20 protein-coding genes and 1 rRNA gene are annotated in these 20,170 nt (G+C 72.2%); 4 read left to right on the top strand and 17 right to left on the bottom strand.

Annotation, left to right across the window (positions count from 1 at the left end; all coding sequences use genetic code 11):
• Positions 1 to 3 precede the first annotated feature (3 nt).
• Entirely contained in the window at positions 4 to 1,311 is a 1,308-nt protein-coding gene (locus ACFWJO_RS26235) for a helix-turn-helix domain-containing protein (protein WP_386868896.1), read from the bottom strand.
• Between the two features lie 290 nt (positions 1,312 to 1,601).
• Here ACFWJO_RS26235 and ACFWJO_RS26230 point away from each other — a divergent pair, with 290 nt between their 5' ends.
• Positions 1,602 to 2,294 (top strand): DUF4232 domain-containing protein, encoded by a 693-nt coding sequence (locus ACFWJO_RS26230; RefSeq protein ID WP_386868894.1) that lies wholly within the window; start codon positions 1,602 to 1,604, stop codon positions 2,292 to 2,294.
• A 7-nt stretch (positions 2,295 to 2,301) separates the two neighbouring features.
• Here ACFWJO_RS26230 and ACFWJO_RS26225 read toward each other — a convergent pair whose 3' ends face one another.
• The 7 genes from ACFWJO_RS26225 to ACFWJO_RS26195 all read right to left on the bottom strand — a co-directional run bounded on the left by ACFWJO_RS26225 (position 2,302) and on the right by ACFWJO_RS26195 (position 9,271).
• Positions 2,302 to 2,574, bottom strand: a complete 273-nt coding sequence (locus ACFWJO_RS26225) for a DUF1876 domain-containing protein (RefSeq protein WP_384420915.1) — start codon at positions 2,572 to 2,574, stop codon at positions 2,302 to 2,304.
• Positions 2,575 to 2,721: 147 nt separating this feature from the next.
• On the bottom strand, positions 2,722 to 3,723 hold the full coding sequence (hemB, locus tag ACFWJO_RS26220; RefSeq protein WP_386868892.1) for a porphobilinogen synthase: 1,002 nt from the start codon (positions 3,721 to 3,723) through the stop codon (positions 2,722 to 2,724).
• A gap of 191 nt (positions 3,724 to 3,914) precedes the next feature.
• Positions 3,915 to 5,585 carry a uroporphyrinogen-III synthase gene (locus ACFWJO_RS26215; RefSeq protein WP_128976751.1) on the bottom strand — a complete coding sequence of 557 codons (1,671 nt, stop codon included), beginning with the start codon at positions 5,583 to 5,585 and terminating at the stop codon, positions 3,915 to 3,917.
• Positions 5,582 to 6,568 carry a hydroxymethylbilane synthase gene (gene hemC / locus ACFWJO_RS26210; RefSeq protein ID WP_386868890.1) on the bottom strand — a complete coding sequence of 329 codons (987 nt, stop codon included), beginning with the start codon at positions 6,566 to 6,568 and terminating at the stop codon, positions 5,582 to 5,584. Before hemC ends, ACFWJO_RS26215 begins: the two co-directional genes overlap by 4 nt.
• Positions 6,565 to 7,920, bottom strand: a complete 1,356-nt coding sequence (locus tag ACFWJO_RS26205; protein ID WP_386868889.1) for a glutamyl-tRNA reductase — start codon at positions 7,918 to 7,920, stop codon at positions 6,565 to 6,567. Before ACFWJO_RS26205 ends, hemC begins: the two co-directional genes overlap by 4 nt.
• The gene (locus ACFWJO_RS26200) at positions 7,917 to 8,708 is read right to left on the bottom strand and encodes a redox-sensing transcriptional repressor Rex (RefSeq protein WP_386868888.1); all 792 of its coding nucleotides are present in this window, start codon (positions 8,706 to 8,708) and stop codon (positions 7,917 to 7,919) included. Before ACFWJO_RS26200 ends, ACFWJO_RS26205 begins: the two co-directional genes overlap by 4 nt.
• A 272-nt stretch (positions 8,709 to 8,980) precedes the next feature.
• Positions 8,981 to 9,271: a glutaredoxin family protein gene (locus tag ACFWJO_RS26195; protein WP_386868886.1), complete on the bottom strand. Its 291-nt coding sequence runs from the start codon at positions 9,269 to 9,271 to the stop codon at positions 8,981 to 8,983.
• Between the two features lie 108 nt (positions 9,272 to 9,379).
• Here ACFWJO_RS26195 and ACFWJO_RS26190 point away from each other — a divergent pair, with 108 nt between their 5' ends.
• The 3 genes from ACFWJO_RS26190 (at position 9,380) to ACFWJO_RS26180 (ending at position 13,111) form a co-directional block, all read left to right on the top strand.
• Positions 9,380 to 10,327 (top strand): HAD family hydrolase, encoded by a 948-nt coding sequence (locus ACFWJO_RS26190; RefSeq protein WP_386868884.1) that lies wholly within the window; start codon positions 9,380 to 9,382, stop codon positions 10,325 to 10,327.
• Positions 10,328 to 10,788: 461 nt separating this feature from the next.
• Positions 10,789 to 11,604: an ECF subfamily RNA polymerase sigma factor, BldN family gene (locus tag ACFWJO_RS26185; RefSeq protein ID WP_386868882.1), complete on the top strand. Its 816-nt coding sequence runs from the start codon at positions 10,789 to 10,791 to the stop codon at positions 11,602 to 11,604.
• Positions 11,605 to 11,917: 313 nt separating this feature from the next.
• Entirely contained in the window at positions 11,918 to 13,111 is a 1,194-nt protein-coding gene (locus tag ACFWJO_RS26180; protein ID WP_386868880.1) for a DUF5667 domain-containing protein, read from the top strand.
• A gap of 44 nt (positions 13,112 to 13,155) precedes the next feature.
• On the opposite strand, the gene ACFWJO_RS26175 is transcribed toward ACFWJO_RS26180, so the two are convergent.
• The 9 genes from ACFWJO_RS26175 to rrf all read right to left on the bottom strand — a co-directional run.
• A complete protein-coding gene (locus ACFWJO_RS26175; protein ID WP_386868878.1) occupies positions 13,156 to 14,151 on the bottom strand; it encodes a lysophospholipid acyltransferase family protein in 996 nt (331 codons plus the stop codon).
• 14 nt (positions 14,152 to 14,165) lie between these two features.
• Positions 14,166 to 15,218 (bottom strand): NAD-dependent epimerase/dehydratase family protein, encoded by a 1,053-nt coding sequence (locus ACFWJO_RS26170; RefSeq protein WP_384420917.1) that lies wholly within the window; start codon positions 15,216 to 15,218, stop codon positions 14,166 to 14,168.
• 147 nt (positions 15,219 to 15,365) lie between these two features.
• Entirely contained in the window at positions 15,366 to 15,464 is a 99-nt protein-coding gene (locus ACFWJO_RS26165; protein WP_003948845.1) for a 30S ribosomal protein bS22, read from the bottom strand.
• Between the two features lie 164 nt (positions 15,465 to 15,628).
• Positions 15,629 to 15,838 (bottom strand): helix-turn-helix domain-containing protein, encoded by a 210-nt coding sequence (locus tag ACFWJO_RS26160; protein WP_046910004.1) that lies wholly within the window; start codon positions 15,836 to 15,838, stop codon positions 15,629 to 15,631.
• Between the two features lie 126 nt (positions 15,839 to 15,964).
• On the bottom strand, positions 15,965 to 16,780 hold the full coding sequence (locus ACFWJO_RS26155) for a phosphatase (protein WP_386868875.1): 816 nt from the start codon (positions 16,778 to 16,780) through the stop codon (positions 15,965 to 15,967).
• 190 nt (positions 16,781 to 16,970) lie between these two features.
• The gene (locus ACFWJO_RS26150) at positions 16,971 to 18,146 is read right to left on the bottom strand and encodes an acetoin utilization protein AcuC (RefSeq protein WP_386868874.1); all 1,176 of its coding nucleotides are present in this window, start codon (positions 18,144 to 18,146) and stop codon (positions 16,971 to 16,973) included.
• Positions 18,115 to 19,341: an MFS transporter gene (locus ACFWJO_RS26145; RefSeq protein ID WP_386868872.1), complete on the bottom strand. Its 1,227-nt coding sequence runs from the start codon at positions 19,339 to 19,341 to the stop codon at positions 18,115 to 18,117. Before ACFWJO_RS26145 ends, ACFWJO_RS26150 begins: the two co-directional genes overlap by 32 nt.
• A gap of 43 nt (positions 19,342 to 19,384) precedes the next feature.
• Positions 19,385 to 20,032, bottom strand: coding sequence for an HAD family hydrolase (locus ACFWJO_RS26140; RefSeq protein WP_386868870.1), 648 nt, complete (start codon positions 20,030 to 20,032; stop codon positions 19,385 to 19,387).
• Positions 20,033 to 20,094: 62 nt separating this feature from the next.
• Positions 20,095 to 20,170: ribosomal RNA gene (gene rrf / locus ACFWJO_RS26135) — 5S ribosomal RNA — on the bottom strand; the annotation flags it as partial.

The following is a 20,170-nucleotide window of genomic DNA, read 5'->3' as shown; positions in this document are numbered from 1 at the left end:
GTTTCACTGCCTGCCCCACTCGCCCTTGTCGGGCTGGTAGCCGTACGTCGGCCGCCCCTCGATCGCGCTGGTGCGGAAGGGTTCCCCGCCGTCGTCGACGCGGATCCGGCCCTTCTGGTCGCCGCTGCTCCAGTCGAGCTCCAGGTACCAGGCGGTGGCGTGCTCTTCGGTGTGCACGTCCAGGTTGAGCACCTGGGGGTCGCCGGTGGCGACCTTGTACGGGAAGTCCTTGGCCGGCACGACGCCGTCCCCGTCCTGTCCGGCGACCGGCTTCGCGTACGGGCGGGGCGCGTCGAGGTCGACGTCGAAGGTCTGCGGGGTGATCCCGCTGCCGCAGCCGTCGCCCATCGAGTACGCGGTGCGGTCGAGGGGCCTGTCCCGTTCCACGACCCGTACGTGGAGCTTGCCGAGCACCACGGGTGCCTGGGTGCGGCCGGTGACGGTGAGCTGGAGCTGCATGTGTCCGCCGTCGACGCCGCCGAGCGACCGGCCCCAGGTGCGGGTGTCCTGGGGCGGGGGAGGCGGCGGTACGTGGCCGGGGTCCTGGTCGAGCAGGAAGTACTGGCCGCAGGGTTCGGCCCAGTTGTACGAGCTGATGCCGACGCTCAGGGGTGCGGGAGCCGTGGTGGCGGGCGCGGCGGCCCTGTCGTCGTCGGGGGCGGTGTCACCGACGCGTCCGACGAGGTAGGCGCCGGGGACGGCGAGGACGACGACCGCGGCGGCGGCGATGGCGCCCTTGAGGCGGGTGTGGGAGGGCCTGGAGGGCTGGCCGGGTCCGGTGGGCCCGTCGGCGACGAGCACGGTGGTCGTGAGCTCAGGGGGCTCAGAAGGCACAACGGGCTCAACGGGCGCGGCCGGCTCAGTGGGCGTGCCCGGCTCAGCAGGCGCGGCCGGCACGTCGGCCTGAGCCTCCCCCGTCGCCGCAGGCACCGCAGAAGCCCCCGTCGCCGCAGGCACCGCAGAAGCCGCAGACACCGCAGCCGCAGCCGCAGCCGCAGCCGCCGCAGGGTCCGCAGGCGCGGCCGGTTCCGCCTGCTCCGGACCGGTCTTCCCTCTCCTCCGCGCGTCGTCGGCGACGATCCAGGCGCGGTGCAGCGCGACGAGCTCGTCGCGGGAGGCCCCGCAGAGCCGCCCGAGCCGTTCGACGGGCGCGAACTCGGCCGGGACGGCGTCGCCGTTGCAGTAGCGGTGGAGCGTGGAGGTGCTGACGTGCAGCTGCCTGGCCAGTGCTCCGTAGCTGAGCCCGGAGCGTTCCTTCAGTTCCCTGAGCAGTGCGGCGAGGCCGTTCGCCCTCTCCTTGGCGCCATCCATCGGATCCCCCGTTCGGCGTTCCGCGTTCCAGGAACGCATTCCAGGAACGCATTCCAGGGGATGGTCGTTTCCCCAGGTCACAGCAGGTGCAGGCGTTCCACCGTCCCCCATTGTCCCGTGTGGATTGCGGGTGGATCACCCCGGCCCGCAAGCTCTGAGCCATGCCGGACAGCCGCGTCACCGACGCCGTGGCCGCGGCGGTGCTGATCGTCTGCGCCGCGGTCGTGATCGTTCTGCTCAACCACCGCTGACACGCGGTGGCCACTGACACACTCCACGGGAACTCCATCATGCGCATCGTCGCCCGCCGTCTTGCCCTGCCCGCCGCCGCCCTCGCGGCGGCCCTGGCCCTCACCGCCTGCCAGTCGGACGACGCCCCGGCGGCGTCGCCGAAGGCCCCCGACGCGTCGGCGTCGGCGTCCCAGGGGGCCCCGGAGGCCTCCGCGACCGAAGCGGTCCCGCCCGCCGAGGCCGCCCCCACGCCGACGAAGGCGAACGCGCCGAAGCCCGCCGCCGGGACGGCCAGGCCCACGACGGCCGCCAAGCCCACCACGCCCGCCGGGAGCAGCACCTCCACCAGGGCCGTCACCTGCACGGCGGCGAACACCAGGATCGTCGCGAGCAGGGTGAGCCGGCCCGTGAACCACCTGCTGCTGACCGTCACCAACGTCGGTGGCCGCCCGTGCAACGCCCTGGGCGCGCCGATCGTCGGCTTCGACGACCCGCAGGCGCCGATCGCGGTCGTGGAGGACAGCAGGCCGCAGGCCGTCGTCACCCTGGCTCCGGGAGAGTCGGGCTACGCGTCGGTGATCCTCACGGGGGAGCCGGGTCCCGACACGCACGGGCGCACGGTGCGGAAGATCCGCGTCGGTCTCACTCCGGAGAGCGACACGACGGTGGCGGCGCCGAGCGGCACGTTCGCCGACGCCGGCGCCGCCGTGTCGTACTGGCAGCGATCTCTTGAGGACGCCCTCACGTACTGACTGAGGGTCACCGAGGGATGGGGTGGGATGTCCGGCCCGAGACCTCGTCGATCTCGGCGTGCGCCTTCTGCAGCATCTGCGAGGCGATGTCCATCAGCGCGCGGGCGCCGGCGATCTCCTCGCCGACCCGCAGCTGCTCCGGGTCGGAGGGGTGGCGATTGGCATTGCCGTGGCCGCGCATCTCGGTGCCGTCGGTGAGCCGCACCATCGCCGCGGCCCGCGTCCGGTCGCCCTCTTCCTTGAATTCCATCTCGACGTGCCAGCCGACGAGTGTGTTCATCATGAGGACCACCTCCAGAGAGGTACCTGTCGGGTACCTCTCCAGGGTGCATCCCAGGGTGGGCAGTCCGCGCGCCCAGAGCCCGCCGGAGCGCGCCCGGGCCCGTCCGAGCCGGTCCGGGCCAGTCCGGGCCGGACAGGGCCGGTCTCAGAGTCCGCGGGCGAGCTTCTGGGCGACTTCGGTGGCCCAGTAGGTGAGGATCATCTGCGCGCCGGCCCGGCGGATGCCGGTGAGGGTCTCGAAGATCGCCTTGTCGCGGTCGATCCAGCCCTTCTCCGCCGCCGCCTCGACCATCGCGTACTCGCCGCTGATCTGGTACGCGGCGACCGGCACGTGCACCGACTCGGCGACCTTGGCCAGGATGTCGAGGTAGGGCCCGGCGGGCTTGACCATGACCATGTCGGCGCCCTCCTCGAGGTCGAGGGCCAGTTCCCGCAGGGACTCGCGCACGTTGGCCGGGTCCTGCTGGTAGGTCTTGCGGTCGCCGGTCAGGGAGGAGGCGACGGCCTCGCGGAAGGGCCCGTAGAAGGCGGAGGAGTACTTCGCGGTGTACGCGAGGATCCCCACGTCCTCCTTGCCGATGGTGTCCAGCGCGTCGCGGACGACGCCGACCTGGCCGTCCATCATGCCGGAGGGGCCGACGACGTGGACGCCGGCGTCGGCCTGGACCTGGGCCATCTCGGCGTACCGCTCCAGGGTGGCGTCGTTGTCGACGCGGCCGTCGGCGTCGAGGACGCCGCAGTGGCCGTGGTCGGTGTACTCGTCGAGGCACAGGTCGGACATGATCACGAGGTCGTCGCCCACCTCGGCCCTGACGTCGCGGATGGCGACCTGGAGGATTCCGTCCGGGTCGGTGCCCGCCGTGCCGGCGGCGTCCTTCTTGTCGTCCTCGGGCACGCCGAACAGCATGATCCCGGAGACGCCGGCCTCCACCGCCTCGACGGCGGCCTTGCGCAGGGTGTCCCGGGAGTGCTGCACGACGCCGGGCATGGCGGCGATCGGCACGGGCTCGGTGACGCCCTCCCGCACGAACGCGGGCAGGATCAGATCGGCCGGATGCAGTCGCGTCTCCGCGACCATCCTCCGCATGGCAGGCGTCGTCCGCAGCCGCCGCGGCCGCGCCCCGGGAAAGCTTCCGTACGAGTTCATGCCCCCGAGGCTACGCCCGCGCGGCCCGTGCCCTTACCGACGCCTTGTGGGCATGCGGGAGGGCGTACGCGCGCGGGGCGCGGGCCCTGTGAAGGACCCGCGCCCCGCGCGTACGACCGCTCCCGGCCGGTACGTCGTGCGGCGCGCGCCGGCGTTCCCGGCCGGCCCGCGCGTACGACCGTTCCCGGCCCTTACGTCGTGCGGCGACGCCGGGCGCCCGGCCGTCGCTCGCTGGGGCGGGTCACCGGGTCGCCGGCCTCGAGGGCGGCGGCGCGGCGGCGCAGGCCGAACTCGGCCAGGGCCTCGGCCAGCTTGTGCACGGACGGCTCCGGCGACAGGACGTCGACCCGCAGGCCGTGCTCCTCCGCGGTCTTCGCGGTGGCGGGGCCGATGCAGGCGATGACCGTCACGTTGTGCGGCTTGCCGGCGATGCCGACGAGGTTCCGCACGGTCGACGAGGAGGTGAAGAGCACGGCGTCGAAGCCGCCGCCCTTGATCGCCTCGCGGGTGTCGGCCGGCGGCGGCGAGGCGCGCACGGTCCGGTAGGCGGTGACGTCGTCGACCTCCCAGCCGAGCTCGATGAGGCCGGCGACGAGGGTCTCGGTGGCGATGTCGGCGCGCGGCAGGAAGACGCGGTCGATCGGGTCGAAGACCGGGTCGTAGGGCGGCCAGTCCTCCAGGAGGCCGGCCGCGGACTGCTCGCCGCTGGGCACCAGGTCGGGCTTCACGCCGAAGTCGACGAGGGCGGCCGCGGTCTGCTCGCCGACGGCGGCGACCTTGATGCCGGCGAAGGCGCGGGCGTCGAGACCGTACTCCTCGAACTTCTCGCGGACGGCCTTGACGGCGTTGACGGAGGTGAAGGCGATCCACTCGTAGCGGCCGGTGACGAGGCCCTTGACGGCCCGCTCCATCTGCTGCGGGGTGCGCGGCGGCTCGACGGCGATCGTCGGTACCTCGTGCGGCACCGCGCCGTAGGAACGCAGCTGGTCGGAGAGCGACGCGGCCTGCTCCTTGGTGCGCGGTACGAGCACCCGCCAGCCGAACAGCGGCTTGGACTCGAACCACGCGAGCTGGTCCCGCTGCGCGGGGGCGCTGCGCTCGCCGACCACGGCTATCACCGGCCGGTGGCCCTCGGGCGAGGGGAGGACCTTGCCCTGCTTGAAGACCTGGGCGATCGTCCCGAGGGTGGCGGTCCAGGTGCGCTGCCGGGTGGTGGTGCCGGCGATGGTCACGGTGAGCGGGGTGTCCGGCTTACGGCCAGCCGCCACCAGCTCGCCGGCCGCCGCGGCGACCGAGTCCAGGGAGGTGGACACGACGACGGTGCCGTCGGAGGCGCCGACCTCGGCCCAGCAGCGGTCGTCGGCGGTGCGGGCGTCGACGAAGCGCACGTCGGTGCCCTGGGCGTCGCGCAGCGGCACGCCGGCGTACGCGGGCACGCCGACGGCGGTGGCGACGCCGGGGACGACCTCGAAGGGGATGCCGGCGGAGGCGCAGGCGAGCATCTCCTGGCCGGCGTTGCCGTCGAGGCCGGGGTCGCCGGTCACCGCACGGACGACCCGCTTGCCGCCCCGTGCGGCCTCCATGACAAGATTGGTCGCATCCCTCAACACGGGGACACCGACGGTTGTTGACGCCTCGTCGACAACCGTCAGCTCAGGCGTGCTCACGCCCGCGCGCGCATGGCCGCGGACGACTTCGAGCACCTCCGGCTCGGCGATCAGGACGTCCGCGCCTGCCAGGGCTTCGACGGCCCGGAGCGTCAGCAGTCCGGGGTCGCCGGGGCCGGCGCCGAGGAAGGTGACGTGACCGTGGCCGGGGAAGGCGGCGGACGCGGGGCTGGTGGTCGGGCTGGTGGGGCTCAAAGTGCTCGCTCCCCCATAAGACCGGCCGCACCCTTGGCGAGCATCTCGTCCGCGAGTTCGCGTCCGAGTGCCACCGCCTCGTCGTAGGAGGTGGGTACGGGACCGGTGGTGGACAGCTGCACCAGCGTGGAACCGTCGGTGGTGCCGACGATGCCGCGCAGGCGCATCTCGGTGACAACCTGCCCGTGACCGGGGCCGTCGGCCAGCAGGTCGGCCAGCGCACCCACGGGTGCGGAGCAGCCGGCCTCCAGGGCGGCGAGCAGGGATCGCTCGGCGGTCACGGCGGCCCGCGTGAGCGGGTCGTCGAGTCCGGCGAGCGCGGAGACGAGGTCGGCGTTCGACGCCGTGCACTCGACGGCCAGGGCCCCCTGGCCAGGGGCGGGCAGGACCGTGTCGACCGACAGGGGGTCGACCGACAGGGAGCCGGTCAGCTCCTCGGTTCCGCCGATGCGGTTGAGTCCGGCCGCGGCGAGGACCACCGCGTCCAGTTCTCCCTTGCGTACGTAGCCGACCCGGGTGTCGATGTTGCCGCGGATCGGTACGGTCTCGATGGTCAGGCCGTGGCTGCGCGCGTACGCGTTGAGCTGGGCCATGCGCCGCGGGGAGCCGGTGCCGACGCGTGCGCCGGCGGGCAGCGTGTCCAGCGTGACGCCCTGGCGGGCGACGAGGACGTCGCGCGGGTCCTCGCGGTGGGGGATCGCGGCCAGCACCAGGTCGGGGTGCTGGGCGGTCGGCAGGTCCTTGAGGGAGTGCACGGCGAAGTCGACCTCGCCGGCGAGCAGCGCGTCGCGCAGCGCGGCGACGAACACGCCGGTGCCGCCGATCTGCGCGAGGTGCTCGCGCGAGGTGTCCCCGTACGTCGTGATCTCCACGAGCTCGACGGGCCGGCCGGTCAGCTGCCGGACGGCGTCGGCCACATGTCCGGACTGGGCCATGGCGAGCTTGCTGCGCCTGGTCCCGAGCCTCAGTGCCCTCTCGGTCATACTCGCCCTCGGTTCTTGACGTCGCCGTCGTTTCGGTCGGCCCGGCTGACGGAGGCAACCGTCTCCGGGTCGAGGTCGAAGAGTGTCCGCAGTGCGTCCGCGTACCCGGCGCCGCCGGGTTCGCTGGCGAGCTGCTTGACGCGCACGGTGGGCGCGTGCAGGAGCTTGTCGACCACCCGGCGCACGGTCTGGGTGATCTCGGCGCGCTGCTTGTCGTCGAGGCCGGGCAGCCGGCCTTCGAGCCGGGCGACCTCGCCGGCGACCACGTCGGCGGCCATGGCGCGCAGGGCGACCACGGTCGGCGTGATGTGGGCGGCGCGCTGGGCGGCGCCGAAGGCGGCGACCTCGTCGGAGACGATGGTGCGCACCTGGTCGACGTCGGCGGCCATGGGGGCGTCGGCGGAGGCCTCGGCGAGCGATTCGATGTCGACGAGCCGGACGCCGGGCATGCGGTGGGCGGCGGCGTCGATGTCGCGGGGCATCGCGAGGTCGAGCAGGTAGAGGGGCCGGTCGCGGCCCTGCAGGGCGGTCTCGACGGCTTCGCCGGTGAGGACGAGTCCGGTGGCGCCGGTGCAGGAGACGACGACGTCGGCACGTGTCAGTTCGTCGCCGACGGCAACCATCTCGACCGCGCGTGCGGCCACTCCGGTGCTGCCGGGCTCGGTGAGGATCTCGACGAGGCGGTCGGCGCGGGCGGCGGTGCGGTTGGCGACGACGATCTCGTCGACGCCGGCGCGGGCGAGGGTGGCGGCGGCGAGCGAGGACATGGAGCCGGCGCCGATGACGAGGGCGCGCTTGCCCTTGGCCCAGTCGGCGACGTCGGTGCCGTCGGCCAGCTGCTCGAGGCCGAAGGTGACGAGCGACTGGCCGGCCCGGTCGATGCCGGTCTCGCTGTGGGCGCGCTTGCCGACCCGCAGGGCCTGCTGGAACAGGTCGTTCAGGAGGCGTCCGGCGGTGTGCAGCTCCTGGCCGACCGCGAGGGCGTCCTTGATCTGGCCGAGGATCTGGCCTTCGCCGACGACCATGGAGTCCAGGCCGCAGGCCACCGAGAAGAGGTGGTGGACGGCGCGGTCCTCGTAGTGGACGTAGAGATAGGGGGTGAGCTCTTCGAGGCCGACGCCGCTGTGCTGGGCGAGCAGCGTGGACAGCTCGGCGACACCGGCGTGGAACTTGTCCACGTCGGCGTAGAGCTCGATGCGGTTGCAGGTGGCCAGGACGGCGCCCTCGGCGGCCGGTTCGGCGGCGAGGGTGTCGTGGAGCAGCTTGGTCCGGGCGTCGGCGGAGAGGGCGGCCCGCTCCAGGACGCTGACGGGTGCGCTGCGGTGGCTGAGGCCGACGACGAGGAGGCTCATGCCGGCATCACGGCGGGCATGTCCCCGTCAGGTCCCTTGCGGCTCGCGTCCTCGGCGGCGCGGGCGGCCGGCGGTACGGCGACGGTCTCGGTGGCCTCGCCGGCGGCGGTCTCGGTGCCCGGCTCCTCGCCGGCCTTGCGCTGCTCGTGGAAGGCGAGGATCTGCAGCTCGATGGAGAGGTCGACCTTGCGCACGTCGACGCCGTCGGGCACGGACAGCACGGTCGGCGCGAAGTTGAGGATCGAGGTGACGCCGGCGGCGACGAGCCGGTCGCAGACCTGCTGGGCGACGCCGGCCGGGGTCGCGATGACGCCGATGGAGACGCCGTCCTCGCTGATGATCTTCTCGAGGTCGTCGCTGTGCTGGACGGGGATCCCGGCGACCGGCTTGCCGGTCATGGCGGGGTCGGCGTCGATCAGCGCGGCGACGCGGAAGCCGCGGGAGGCGAAGCCGCCGTAGCCGGCGAGCGCGGCGCCGAGGTTACCGATGCCGACGATGACGACCGGCCAGTCCTGGGTCAGGCCGAGTTCGCGGGAGATCTGGTAGACGAGGTACTCGACGTCGTAGCCGACGCCGCGCGTCCCGTACGAGCCGAGGTAGCTGAAGTCCTTGCGCAGCTTCGCGGAGTTGACTCCCGCCGCGGACGCGAGCTCCTCCGAGGAGACCGTGGGCACGGAGCGCTCCGACAGTGCCGTGAGGGCACGCAGATACAGCGGAAGGCGGGCGACGGTGGCCTCGGGAATTCCTCGGCTACGGGTCGCCGGTCGGTGAGTTCGGCCAGTTGCCACGGTGCTCCTGCGGGATGAGCGGGGCTGCAGGCGGCCGTGTGTCCCAGGACCGCCCCGTCGAATGCAGGCTATGTCTTTGTGAACGCGTGCACAAAGATGGTGTCCGTTTTGTCCGCCCAAAGTGACCGGGGTCACGCGGCCGGATCGTGCCGGTACGGAACCGCCGGCGGCCTCAGAGCGTTGGGAACCCGAAGGGGGCAAAACCGCACACTCTCCTTAGGAAGCCGCCCCCGAAACCCAACAAAACGTCCACGATGGTAGCCCCCTTTCGGTCAGGCACCCAGTTCACGCCGGAGCCGCCCGGCGTCCACCCGCCAGAAGGTGTGCTGCTCACCGTCGACCAGAACGACCGGGATCTGCTCCCAGTACGCGCGGTACAGCTCCTCGTCCTGGGTGATGTCCTTCTCCTCCCAGAGTGCTCCCGTCTCGGCGCAGACGGTCTCGATCACCGCCCGGGCGTCGTCGCACAGATGACATCCCGGCCTGCCGATCAGCGTCACCGTGCGCGGCCCGGTCTCCCGCGCGGCGCCCTTCTTCCTCGTACGTCCGAACATGCCGTCCATTCTGGGGCCCGGAGCCCGCGGTACGCGTAACAGAGGAGTCCGCCACTGTTCACACCACGGCATCCTCACAAGTCGGGAAGGACCGAACAGACTGGCTATGCTCACCGCATGGCCCCTCCCGGATGGCTCACCCCCCGTAGGCGCTCCGCCACCGCGCGCAGCGTCCTGGCAGGCGAGGCCGCCGCGGAGGCGGCGCGCAAGACCTCCCAGCAGCTCGAACAGGAGCGGGAAGAGGCCCTCGCCGCTGAAGCCGCGGCCGCCGAGCCGGAGTTCCCCGTCGTCGGCGACACCAGGGCCGCCGCCTTCTTCGACCTCGACAACACCGTGATGCAGGGCGCCGCGATCTTCCACTTCGGCCGCGGCCTGTACAAGCGGAAGTTCTTCCAGCGCCGCGAGCTCGCCCGGTTCGCCTGGGCCCAGGTCTGGTTCCGGCTGGCCGGCGTCGAGGACCCGGAGCACATGCAGGAGGCCCGCGACAGCGCCCTGTCCATCGTCAAGGGCCACCGCGTCTCCGAACTGATGGCGATCGGCGAGGAGATCTACGACGAGTACATGGCCGACCGCATCTGGCCCGGCACCCGCGCCCTCGCCCAGGCGCACCTGGACGCCGGCCAGAAGGTCTGGCTGGTGACCGCCGCCCCGGTCGAGACCGCCACGATCATCGCCCGCCGCCTCGGCCTCACGGGCGCGCTCGGCACGGTCGCCGAGTCGGTCGACGGGGTCTACACCGGCAAGCTGGTCGGCGAACTGCTGCACGGGCCCGCCAAGGCCGAGGCCGTGCGCGCGCTGGCCGCCGCCGAGGGCCTGGACCTGGCGCGCTGCGCCGCGTACAGCGACTCGCACAACGACATCCCGATGCTCTCGCTGGTCGGCCACCCGTACGCGGTGAACCCCGACACCAAGCTGCGCAGGCACGCCAAGGACCGTGACTGGCGGCTGCGCGACTACCGCACCGGCCGCAAGGCGGCCAAGGTCGGCATTCCCGCCGCCGCGGGCGTCGGAGCCCTCGCCGGCGGCACCGCCGCGGCGCTCGCTCTGCACCGCCGCCGCCGCTGAGCGCGCCCCACGGCGCGCCGCCAACGGATTCCGGAACAGGTCCCGCGGACGGATTTACCGATCATGCCGATACGTTTCGGCTGCGATCGAGCGGGACAACCCGCGACCAGCGGCCCTCACCCGTCCGTGGTCGAACACGCCCCGCACACGGCAGGCCCCGGGCATTCCGCACTCCCTACCCGGCAGCGGCCCCGGTCACTCCCCTCTACCGCACTTGAGCACAAGCGGGCCCCCGGTTGATCACAGTCGGAAGCAATCCGATCAACAACCGGTCATCAAGTGCGAGTGATCACGACCACAAGCAGTAACAGATCAGACTGAATCGATGATTTGAGCAACTGGGTGTAGCGCTGCCTGTACTAAGCGTTATTCTCCTCAGACGCACGACGGACCCGCACTTCGCCACCATGAGTGAACGGTCCCGCACTGCACGTGATGGAAGCTCTGCCTCTGGGAGTCCCGTGTACCCACACGTCGGGGTTGACGCCTCGGGCCTGGCTACGCTGCGCGCAACGGTCCTCGACCACTTGCGCGGCTTCGTCCCCACCGCGTACGCCGGCTCTGTCCCCGCTTTCGGCGGACCGGCCTTCGCCGGGCCCGCCTTCGCCGGGCCGGCACCCGCCGGTCCTTGCTATGCCCTGGCCGAAAGCGGCGCCGCCGTCGGCAGACGCGGCACCCGGGGCGGCGCCGGCACCTCGACCGCCGCCCGCCGGCCCACCGCGGACAGCGACAGCGCCCGGATGATGGACCTGGTCGAGCGCGCCCAGGCCGGCGAGGCCGACGCCTTCGGCCGGCTGTACGACCAGTACAGCGACACGGTCTACCGCTACATCTACTACCGCGTCGGCGGGAAGGCGACGGCGGAGGACCTCACCAGCGAGACGTTCCTGCGCGCCCTGCGCCGGATCTCCACCTTCACCTGGCAGGGCCGCGACTTCGGCGCCTGGCTCGTCACCATCGCCCGCAACCTCGTCGCGGACCACTTCAAGTCGAGCCGCTTCCGCCTGGAGGTCACCACCGGCGAGATGCTCGACGCCAACGAGGTCGAGCGCAGCCCCGAGGACTCCGTCCTCGAGTCCCTCTCCAACGCCGCGCTCCTCGACGCCGTCCGCCGCCTCAACCCGCAGCAGCAGGAGTGCGTGACGCTCCGCTTCCTCCAGGGCCTGTCGGTCGCCGAGACCGCCCGGGTCATGGGGAAGAACGAGGGCGCGATCAAGACCCTCCAGTACCGGGCCGTCCGCACCCTGGCCCGCCTCCTCCCGGACGACGCCCGCTGAGCGCTGCGCGCCCCCCACACGCGCCGCCGCCACCCGCACCCTCCGTCGCCGGCATCACGGTCCCCCCACGCCCGCTTCTCCCCTGTCCCCAGCTCCCCGCTCAACTCACAGTCGGTGACGCCTCGATGACGCACTGGTCCGATCATCTTTCGCGCGTAACCCAAGTGCCGCGCCGCTCGTTGTGCGAAATGCAGGCTCCCTGTGGTCACGCCATGTCCACTTCCACTCACTCTTTCGTGTGGATGCGTTCAAGGTGTGCAACCTTCCGAACCCCTCGGGGAGTCGACCGTCATGACGAGAGGAGGTGCCGCCAGTGATCGCGAACGTTTCGGCGCACCGGCGGGCGAACGCCTTCGCCCAGGCCCTGGAGGATCGGACGTCCGAGGGCGCGGCGGCCGAGCAGCCCGATGCACCGGCCGAACCGGCCGAGCACGGACGGCTGTTGGCCCTGGCGAACGGTCTCGGCGAGCTGCCGAAGCCGGAGATGGACCCCGAGGTCAAGGTGGTGCAGCGAGCCCAGCTCGTCGCCGCCATGGAAGCGATGCTCGCGGAGGGAAGCGCGGCAGCGGGCCCTACGGTGCCGGAGCAGCGGACCGCCGGAGCCAAGGGAGCCCACCGGGCCTCCCCGCTCCGGAAGTTGCGGCCACGGTCCCGCTGGTCGAAGGGCCTCGCCGCGGGCGGCCTCACCGTCGGTGTGGCCGCCGGAGCGTTCAGCGGAGTGGCCGCTGCCAGCTCCGACGCGCTGCCGGGTGACTCGCTCTACGGCCTCAAGCGCGGCATGGAGGACATCAAGCTGGGGATGGCGGACGACGACGCCGACCGCGGCGGCCTCTACCTCGACCAGGCGTCCACGCGCCTGAGCGAGGCCCGACGGCTGATGGAGCGCGGCCGGGCCGGCGACCTCGACCACGAGTCGCTCGGCGAGATCCGCCGCGTCCTCGACGGCATGAAGCACGACGCCTCCGAGGGCCACCGCCTGCTCCGCCAGGCGTACGAGCGGGACGGCGAGATCGGCCCCATGGCCCGCCTCAACTCCTTCGCGCAGGCACACCGCGCCACCTGGGACGGGCTGCGCGACCGCCTCCCGGTCCAGCTCACGGACGTGGGCAACGAGGTGAACGACGTCTTCGACGCCATAGACGAAGAGGTCGAGCCGCTCCAGTCCGTCCTCCCGCGCACCCCCGAGCGCGGCCCCATCGGTTCCGGCGGCCCGAGCACGCCGAGAAACACCTCACCGGCCACGCCCCAGAGCCCGCACGCCTCGTCCGCCACACCGTCCCACGGCGGCACGCCCACGCAGCCGAAGCCCTCGGGCTCGGGCTCGGGCACGCCGAAGGACGAGGGGCTGCTGGGCGGCACCGGCGACCTGCTCAACCCGCCGCACACGGGCCCGAGCACCGACCCGTCCGGCTCGGAGTCGACCCCGCCGGTCCCGGACGTCACGATCCCACCGATCCTCCCAGGCCTGCTCCCGGGCCTGGGCATCGACAGCAGCGACGCGAACTAGCGCGCGTGAGGTGCACCCCCGCCAGGGGTGCACCTCACTGCTGCTCAGAAGAACACCGACCGCCGCTGCACCAGCAGCTTGTACAGCGTGTGCTGGATCTGTTCGCGGACCTGGTCCGTCAGGTTGAACATCAGCATCGGGTCCTCCGCCGCCTCCAGCGGATAGCCGTCCGTCGGGATCGGCTCGCCGAACTGGATCGTCCACTTCGTCGGCAGCGGCAGCGCGCCCAGCGGCCCGAGCCACGGGAAGGTCGGCGTCAGCGGGAAGTACGGCAGGCCGAGCACCCGCGCCAGGGTCTTGGCGTTGCCCAGCATCGGATAGATCTCCTCCGCGCCCACGATCGAGCACGGCACGATCGGCACCCCGGCCCGCAGCGCCGTCGACACGAAGCCGCCGCGCCCGAAGCGCTGCAGCTTGTACCGCTCGGCGAACGGCTTCCCGATGCCCTTGAAGCCCTCCGGCATCACACCGACGATCTCCCCGGCCCGCAGCAGCCGTTCCGCGTCCTCCGCGCAGGCCAGCGTGTGCCCCGCCTTCCGGGCCAGCTCGTTCACCACCGGCAGCATGAAGACCAGGTCGGCGGCGAGCAGACGCAGATGACGCCCGGCCGGGTGATGGTCGTGGACGGCGACCTGCATCATCAGACCGTCGAGCGGCAGCGTCCCCGAGTGGTTGGCCACCACCAGGGCGCCGCCCTCCTTCGGGATGTTGTCGACGCCCTTCACCTCCACCCGGAAGTACTTGTCGTACACCGGGCGGAGCAGCGACATCAGGACCTGGTCGGTGAGCTCCTTGTCGTAGCCGAACTCGTCGACCTCGTAGTCGCCCGTGACCCGCCGCCGCAGGAACGCCAGCCCGCCCGCGAGCCGCCGCTCCCAGCCGCCGGGCGCGGGCGCCGGGGCCGGCTCCTCGAGCGGCTGCCGCTCGGCCGGCGGCTGGGCCGGCAGCGCCCGTACGGAGGCCTCACCGTCGCTCCTGGCGGGCCTCCGCCGCGCCCGGGACCGGTCGTCGTCGAAGGGGATGACCTTGGCGTCCGCCATGGCGATCTGGGCTCCTATTCCGCGGTCGTTGAGGTCGGTTCGGGCGCGAGCCGCTCGGCGAGCCGGTCCACGGCCCCCGCGAGCAGCTCCGGCGGCAGCAGCCCCGGCCCGCGGCTGTCCGCGAAGTCCGCGAAGGCCTCCGCGGTGGTGCGGCGCGGCGAGAAGCCGAGGGTCTCCCGCATCTGGACGGTCGACACCACCCGGCCGTGCGTGAGGAGCCGGATCTGCTCCGGCGAGAAGTCGGTGACGCCGACCGTACGCAGCGCCTGCCCCACCCAGGTGACCGCGGGCAGCAGCACCGGCACCGTCGGCCGTCCGAGCCGCCGCGCGCACTGGGACAGCAGCAGCACGCCGTCACCCGCGATGTTGAAGGTGCCGCTGTTGAGGGTGGCCCGGCGCGGCTCGCGCGAGGCGAGCTCCAGGACGTCGATGACGTCGTCCTCGTGGACGAACTGCAGCCGCGGGTCGTAGCCGAAGACCGTCGGCAGCACCGGCAGGTCGAGGTACTCGGCCAGCGGGGAGTCCACCCGCGGTCCGAGGATGTTCGCGAACCGCAGCACGCACACCGCCACGTCCGGGCGACGCCTGGCGAAGCCCCGTACGTATCCCTCGACCTCCACCGCGTCCTTCGCGAACCCGCCGCTCGGCAGCGACTTCGCCGGCGTCGTCTCGGTGAACACCGCCGGGTCACGGGGCGCGGAGCCGTACACGCTCGTGCTGGACTTCACCACCAGCCGCTGGATCCGGGGCGCCTTCTGGCACGCGCCGAGCAGCTGCATGGTGCCGATGACGTTGGTCTCCTTGACCGACGTACGGCCGCCGGAGCCCAGCGCCGTCCCGGTGACGTCCATGTGCACGACGGTGTCCACGTCGTACCGGGCCAGGACCTTGGCGACGGCCGGCTGCCGGATGTCCGCCCGGACGAACTCGGCCGCGCCGAGCGGATGCGGCGAGGGCACCGCGTCCAGGGCGATCACGCGCTCCACGTCGGGGTCCCGCTGGACGCGCCGGACGAAACGCGCACCGAGGTGCCGGGCCGCACCGGTGACGAGCACGACCTTGCCCAAGAGAAGCGCCTTTCGTCGGTCTTCCATCGGTGTTCCGCTGACCGCCACCGTAGCGCCTCCACATTTCGGCGCAATAAAAGCGTGGCCCTCCACCGGAAAACGGTGAAGGGCCACACCTGGCGCTGTACGCGGTCGTCGCCGCGTCGCTTACTTCTTGTTGCGACGCTGAACGCGCGTGCGCTTGAGCAGCTTGCGGTGCTTCTTCTTGGCCATCCGCTTACGCCGCTTCTTGATAACAGAGCCCACGACTACCCTCGCTCACTACTCGGAACATCCCCGCGCCAGCGGGGATCGGTGCGGGGCGTCTGGGCCCACACGACCTACGAGGGGCTAGCCTACCGCCCCGAGCGACCGGCTCGTAAACCGAGGGCGGCATCGGGCTTCCGGCCCGCTTTCCGGCCGCGCGCCCGCTACGCGGTCGCCACCCCCACGAACGACTCCCTGAGGTATTCGTGCACCGCCTGTTCGGGCACCCGGAAGGACCTGCCCACCCGGATCGCGGGCAGATGACCGCTGTGCACCAAGCGGTACACGGTCATCTTCGAGACGCGCATCACCGAGGCGACCTCCGCCACGGTCAGGAACTTCACCTCGTTGAGAGGCCTGTCGCCAGCAGCCATGACCCACCTGTACCTTCCGCCGCGACGCCCACCGGCTTCCCCTCCGGTGACTCTTCGTCGCCGAGCGCTCACGCCCAGAGTAGGGGCGGGTGGTACGAGTGGGGAAGAGGAGCAGCCATCGGCCGTTTACCGTGACAGACACGCTCGATTGAGTACATAGCGAGTGAGTGGACGGTAGTAGTCCGAGCGAACGCCGTCATCAAGCGGAACGGCGACCGACACCTGCCCCTCCGCCTCTCCCACGAACAGCGCGGGATCGTCCGTGTCGGCGAGCCCGATGGCCTCGATACCCAGCTGACCTGCCCCGCAGACCCAGCCGTGGTCCCCCACCACCAGCTCCGGAAGCGGCCCGCCGGCCTCGAGCGCGCTCTCCAGGGCCGCCCTAACCGGCAGCGGCGAGTGCGTGTGCGCCCCTGGCTCGCGCCCTGCGGGCGGCAGGTCCGCATCTCGCACCAGCGCGACGCCCCGTACGTAGTCCAGGAGGTGCGTGCGTACGCCGAACCGGGTCGTTATGTCGACACATCGCCCCTGCGCCGGGGTGAGAACAAGACATCCCGCCGCCGACAAAGCGTCTGCGAGGGCGGCGTAGAAACCGAGCAGCCGGTGCGGATGCCCCGTCCCGAAGAGCACCGGAGCCCGCCGCCGCGCCGCCGCCGCCAGCCGCTCCGCGAACGCCGCGAGCGCGCCGAGCGTTCGCTCCGGATCGATCACGTCCGGCCCCGAGCGGTGCTCCGGGTCGTCCGACACCCCGCACTTGTCCGCCATCAGGCGCAGCAGTTCACCCTCGTCCCAGCCCCACGCCGGATCGAGCCCCAGCGTCACCCGCGGGTCGCGAGCGGCGAAGAGCCGGTAGCTCCGCAGGCTCACCTCCCGCGAGGTCGCCACGGTCCCGGCCAACCCGGCCGCCAACAGATGCGCCCGCAGCGCCCCGGTACTCAGCACCCTGCCGATGCTGCCGGAACGACCCTGCAGTGGGGTCAAAACCCGTTGGATGACGCACAGTCGGCGTAACGGCCACCCGCGCCGTACGCGCCGCCCGTACGAACGGATCAGGCCAGCGAGGGGTCGGGCCAGCGACGGGGCGGGCGAGGGATGTCGGTCAGGCCGGCTGGCTGGCTGGTCCGGCGGACCGTCAGGCCAGCAGTCCGCGCAGCGGGAAGACCGCGCGTCGCGTCGCGAGCACCGCCTGGTCCAGCCGGTCCGCCGGGTCGTAGCCCTCCGCCCAGTCCCGCCAGCCGACCGGCCACCGCCCGTCCGTCATCCGCAGCGGACCCGGCTGCCGCGTCCGCGCGTACACCTCGTCCCGCCACGAGGCCGGGATCACCGACTCCGGATCGATCGGAGCGTGCGCCGCGATCCCCACCAGATGCGTCCACGACCGCGGTACGACGTCCACCACCGCGTACCCGCCGCCGCCGAGCGCCACCCAGCGCCCCTCGGCGTACTCGTGCGCCAGCTCGTGACACGCCTCCTGCACCGACCGCTGCGCGTCCAGCGACACCGCCAGATGGGCCAGCGGATCCTCGAAGTGGGTGTCCGCGCCGTGCTGCGTCACCAGCACCTGCGGCCGGAAATCGGCGAGCAGCTCCGGCACCACCGAGTGGAACGCCCGCAGCCACCCCGCGTCCCCGGTCCCCGCCGGAAGCGCCACGTTCACCGCGCCGCCCTCGCCCGCGCCGGCCGCGCCCGTCTCCTCCGGCCAGCCGGTCTGCGGGAACAGCGTGCGGGGATGCTCGTGCAGGGAGACCGTCAGCACCCGCGGGTCGTCCCAGAAGGCCGCCTGCACCCCGTCCCCGTGGTGCACGTCCACGTCCACATACGCGACCCGCTCCGCGCCCAGCTCGAGGAGCCGCGCGATCGCCAGCGCCGCGTCGTTGTAGATGCAGAACCCGGACGCCGCACCCGGCATCGCGTGATGGAGACCGCCCGCGAAGTTCACGGCGTGCCCGGCCTCCCCGCGCCACACCGCCTCCGCCGCGCCCACCGACTGCCCGGCGATCAGTGCCGACACCTCGTGCATCCCCGCGAATGCCGGATCGTCCACCGTCCCCAGCCCGTACGCCTGGTCCGCCGACCTCGGGTCCGCCGAGGCCGCCCGCACCGCCGCCACGTAGTCCTCGCGGTGCACGAGCCGCAGCGTCGACTCCCCCGCCGGCTTCGCGGACACCACGTCCACCGCCCGGTCGAGCCCGTACGCCCGCACCAGGCCCATGGTCAGCGCGAGCCGCACCGGGTCCATCGGGTGCTCGGACCCGAAGTCGTACCCCGTGACAGCTTCATCCCACATCAACAGTGCGCGGCCGCTCATGCGAGCCACCGTATCGGGCCTTCTCCGGCCCGAACGACGTGGCATACACCACCGTCACCAGGACCAGCACCATCGGCACCAGCATCGCCCCGCGGTAGCTCCACGCGTCACCCAGCGCACCCACGAGCGGCGATCCGATCAGGAAACCCACGTAGTTGAAGACGTTGAGCCGTGCCACCGCCGCGTCGCTCGCCCCCGGGAAGAGCCGCCCGGCCGCCGCGAAGGTCTGCGGCACGACCACGCTCAGCCCGAGCCCGAGCACCGTGAACCCGGCCATCCCCGCCCAGGCCCCCGGCGCCACCGCCACCACCGCGAACCCGACCGCCGCGAGCACCGCACCGGCCCGCACCACCAGGACCGCCCCGAGCCGCCGCACCCCGAAGTCCCCGACGGCCCGCCCGAGCAGCGTCGTCACCATGTACGCGTTGTACGGCACGGTCGCCAGCTCCTCCGAGCTGTGCAGCACGTCCTGGAGGTACTTCGCCGACCAGTTGGAGACGGTCGAGTCCCCGATGTACGCGAAGGTCATCACCATGCACAGCGGCAGCAGCATCCGGAAGGCGACCCCGGACGCCCCTTCCGTTCCCGGTGCGCCGACGGACGCGGGCCCCCGCGCCTCCCCGGTCTCTCCCGCCTCCCCGTCCACGTACCAGCGGCTCCCGAGGAGCGCGGCCGGCAACAGCAGGGCCACCACCGGCAGATAGGAGACGAAGAGCGAGAGGTGCCAGTGCGCCCCGGCCCAGGCGAGTGACGCACCGGCGATGCCGCCGAGGCTGTACGCGGCGTGGAAACCGAGCATGATGCTCCGGCCGTACGCCCGCTGGAGGCTCACGCCCAGCATGTTCATGGACGCGTCCAGCGCGCCGACGGCCAGCCCGAACACGCCCAGCGCGACGGCCGCCGTCCACAGCTCCGAACCGGCCCCGACGGCCAGCAGCGCCAGGAGGACGACGGGCTGCGACCACCGCAGCACCGCGGAAGGGCCGACCCGCGCCACGATCTTCTCGGTGCCGACGCTGGACACCCCGGCCAGCACGGGCACGGCGGCGAGGAAGACGGGCAGCAGCCCGTCGGATATCCCGTACCGGTCCTGGATCGCCGGTATCCGGGTCACGAGCAGGGCGAAGGTGACCCCCTGCACGAAAAAGCCGACCGCCAGGGATCCCCGCCCACGCCGCAACCGCGCATCCGTCATGGCGGCACAGCGTAGGGCCGGGACCTACCGCTGGGTAGATGGATCACAGACCCAAAATCGACGGCAGCTCCCGCATGGAGCCGAAGAACCCGGCGGCCCCGGCGAGCTTCGCCTGGGGCGTCATCGCCGTGAACCCGTACACGTCCATCCCGGCGGCGACGGCTGCCTGGACGCCGAGCCCGCTGTCCTCGACCACCACGCACCGCTCGGGCGCCACGCCCATCCGTTCGGCGGCGTGGAGGAAGAGGTCGGGCGCCGGCTTCCCGCGGCCGACGTCATCGGCGCTGAACACGACCCCGTCGGGGAAATGGACGTCGAGCCCGGTCTTCCGGTGCCCGACGCGGATCCGCTCATGACTCCCGGACGACGCCACGCAGTACGGAACGCCTTCCGCGGCCAGCTTCTTGAGCACGTCGGCGGCCCCGGCGACGGCCTCCAGCTCGCGCTCGAAGGCGGCGAACACGCGCCCGTGGAAGACCGCGTCGAACTCCGCCGGCAGCCGCTGCCCGCTGCGCTCCTGGACGAGCTCGTGAATCCGGTGCATCGCCGACCCCATGTAGTCCCGCACGGACTCCTCGTAGGTGGTGGGATGCCCGAGCTCGGTGAGGTAGGCGGCGAGGAGGCGGTTCGAGATGGGCTCGCTGTCGACGAGCACACCGTCGTTGTCGAAGATGACCAGGTCATGATTCATGACCTGAGCCTAAACGCAGAAAAGCCCCGCACCATAAGGTGCAGGGCTTTCCCACAATGATTGTTCGGCGGCGTCCTACTCTCCCACAGGGTCCCCCCTGCAGTACCATCGGCGCTGAAAGGCTTAGCTTCCGGGTTC

Source organism: Streptomyces sp. NPDC127092 (assembly GCF_042722475.1).
In the GTDB taxonomy this organism is placed as follows: Bacteria; Actinomycetota; Actinomycetes; order Streptomycetales; family Streptomycetaceae; genus Streptomyces.
This window is presented reverse-complemented; position numbering and strand designations above follow the sequence as displayed.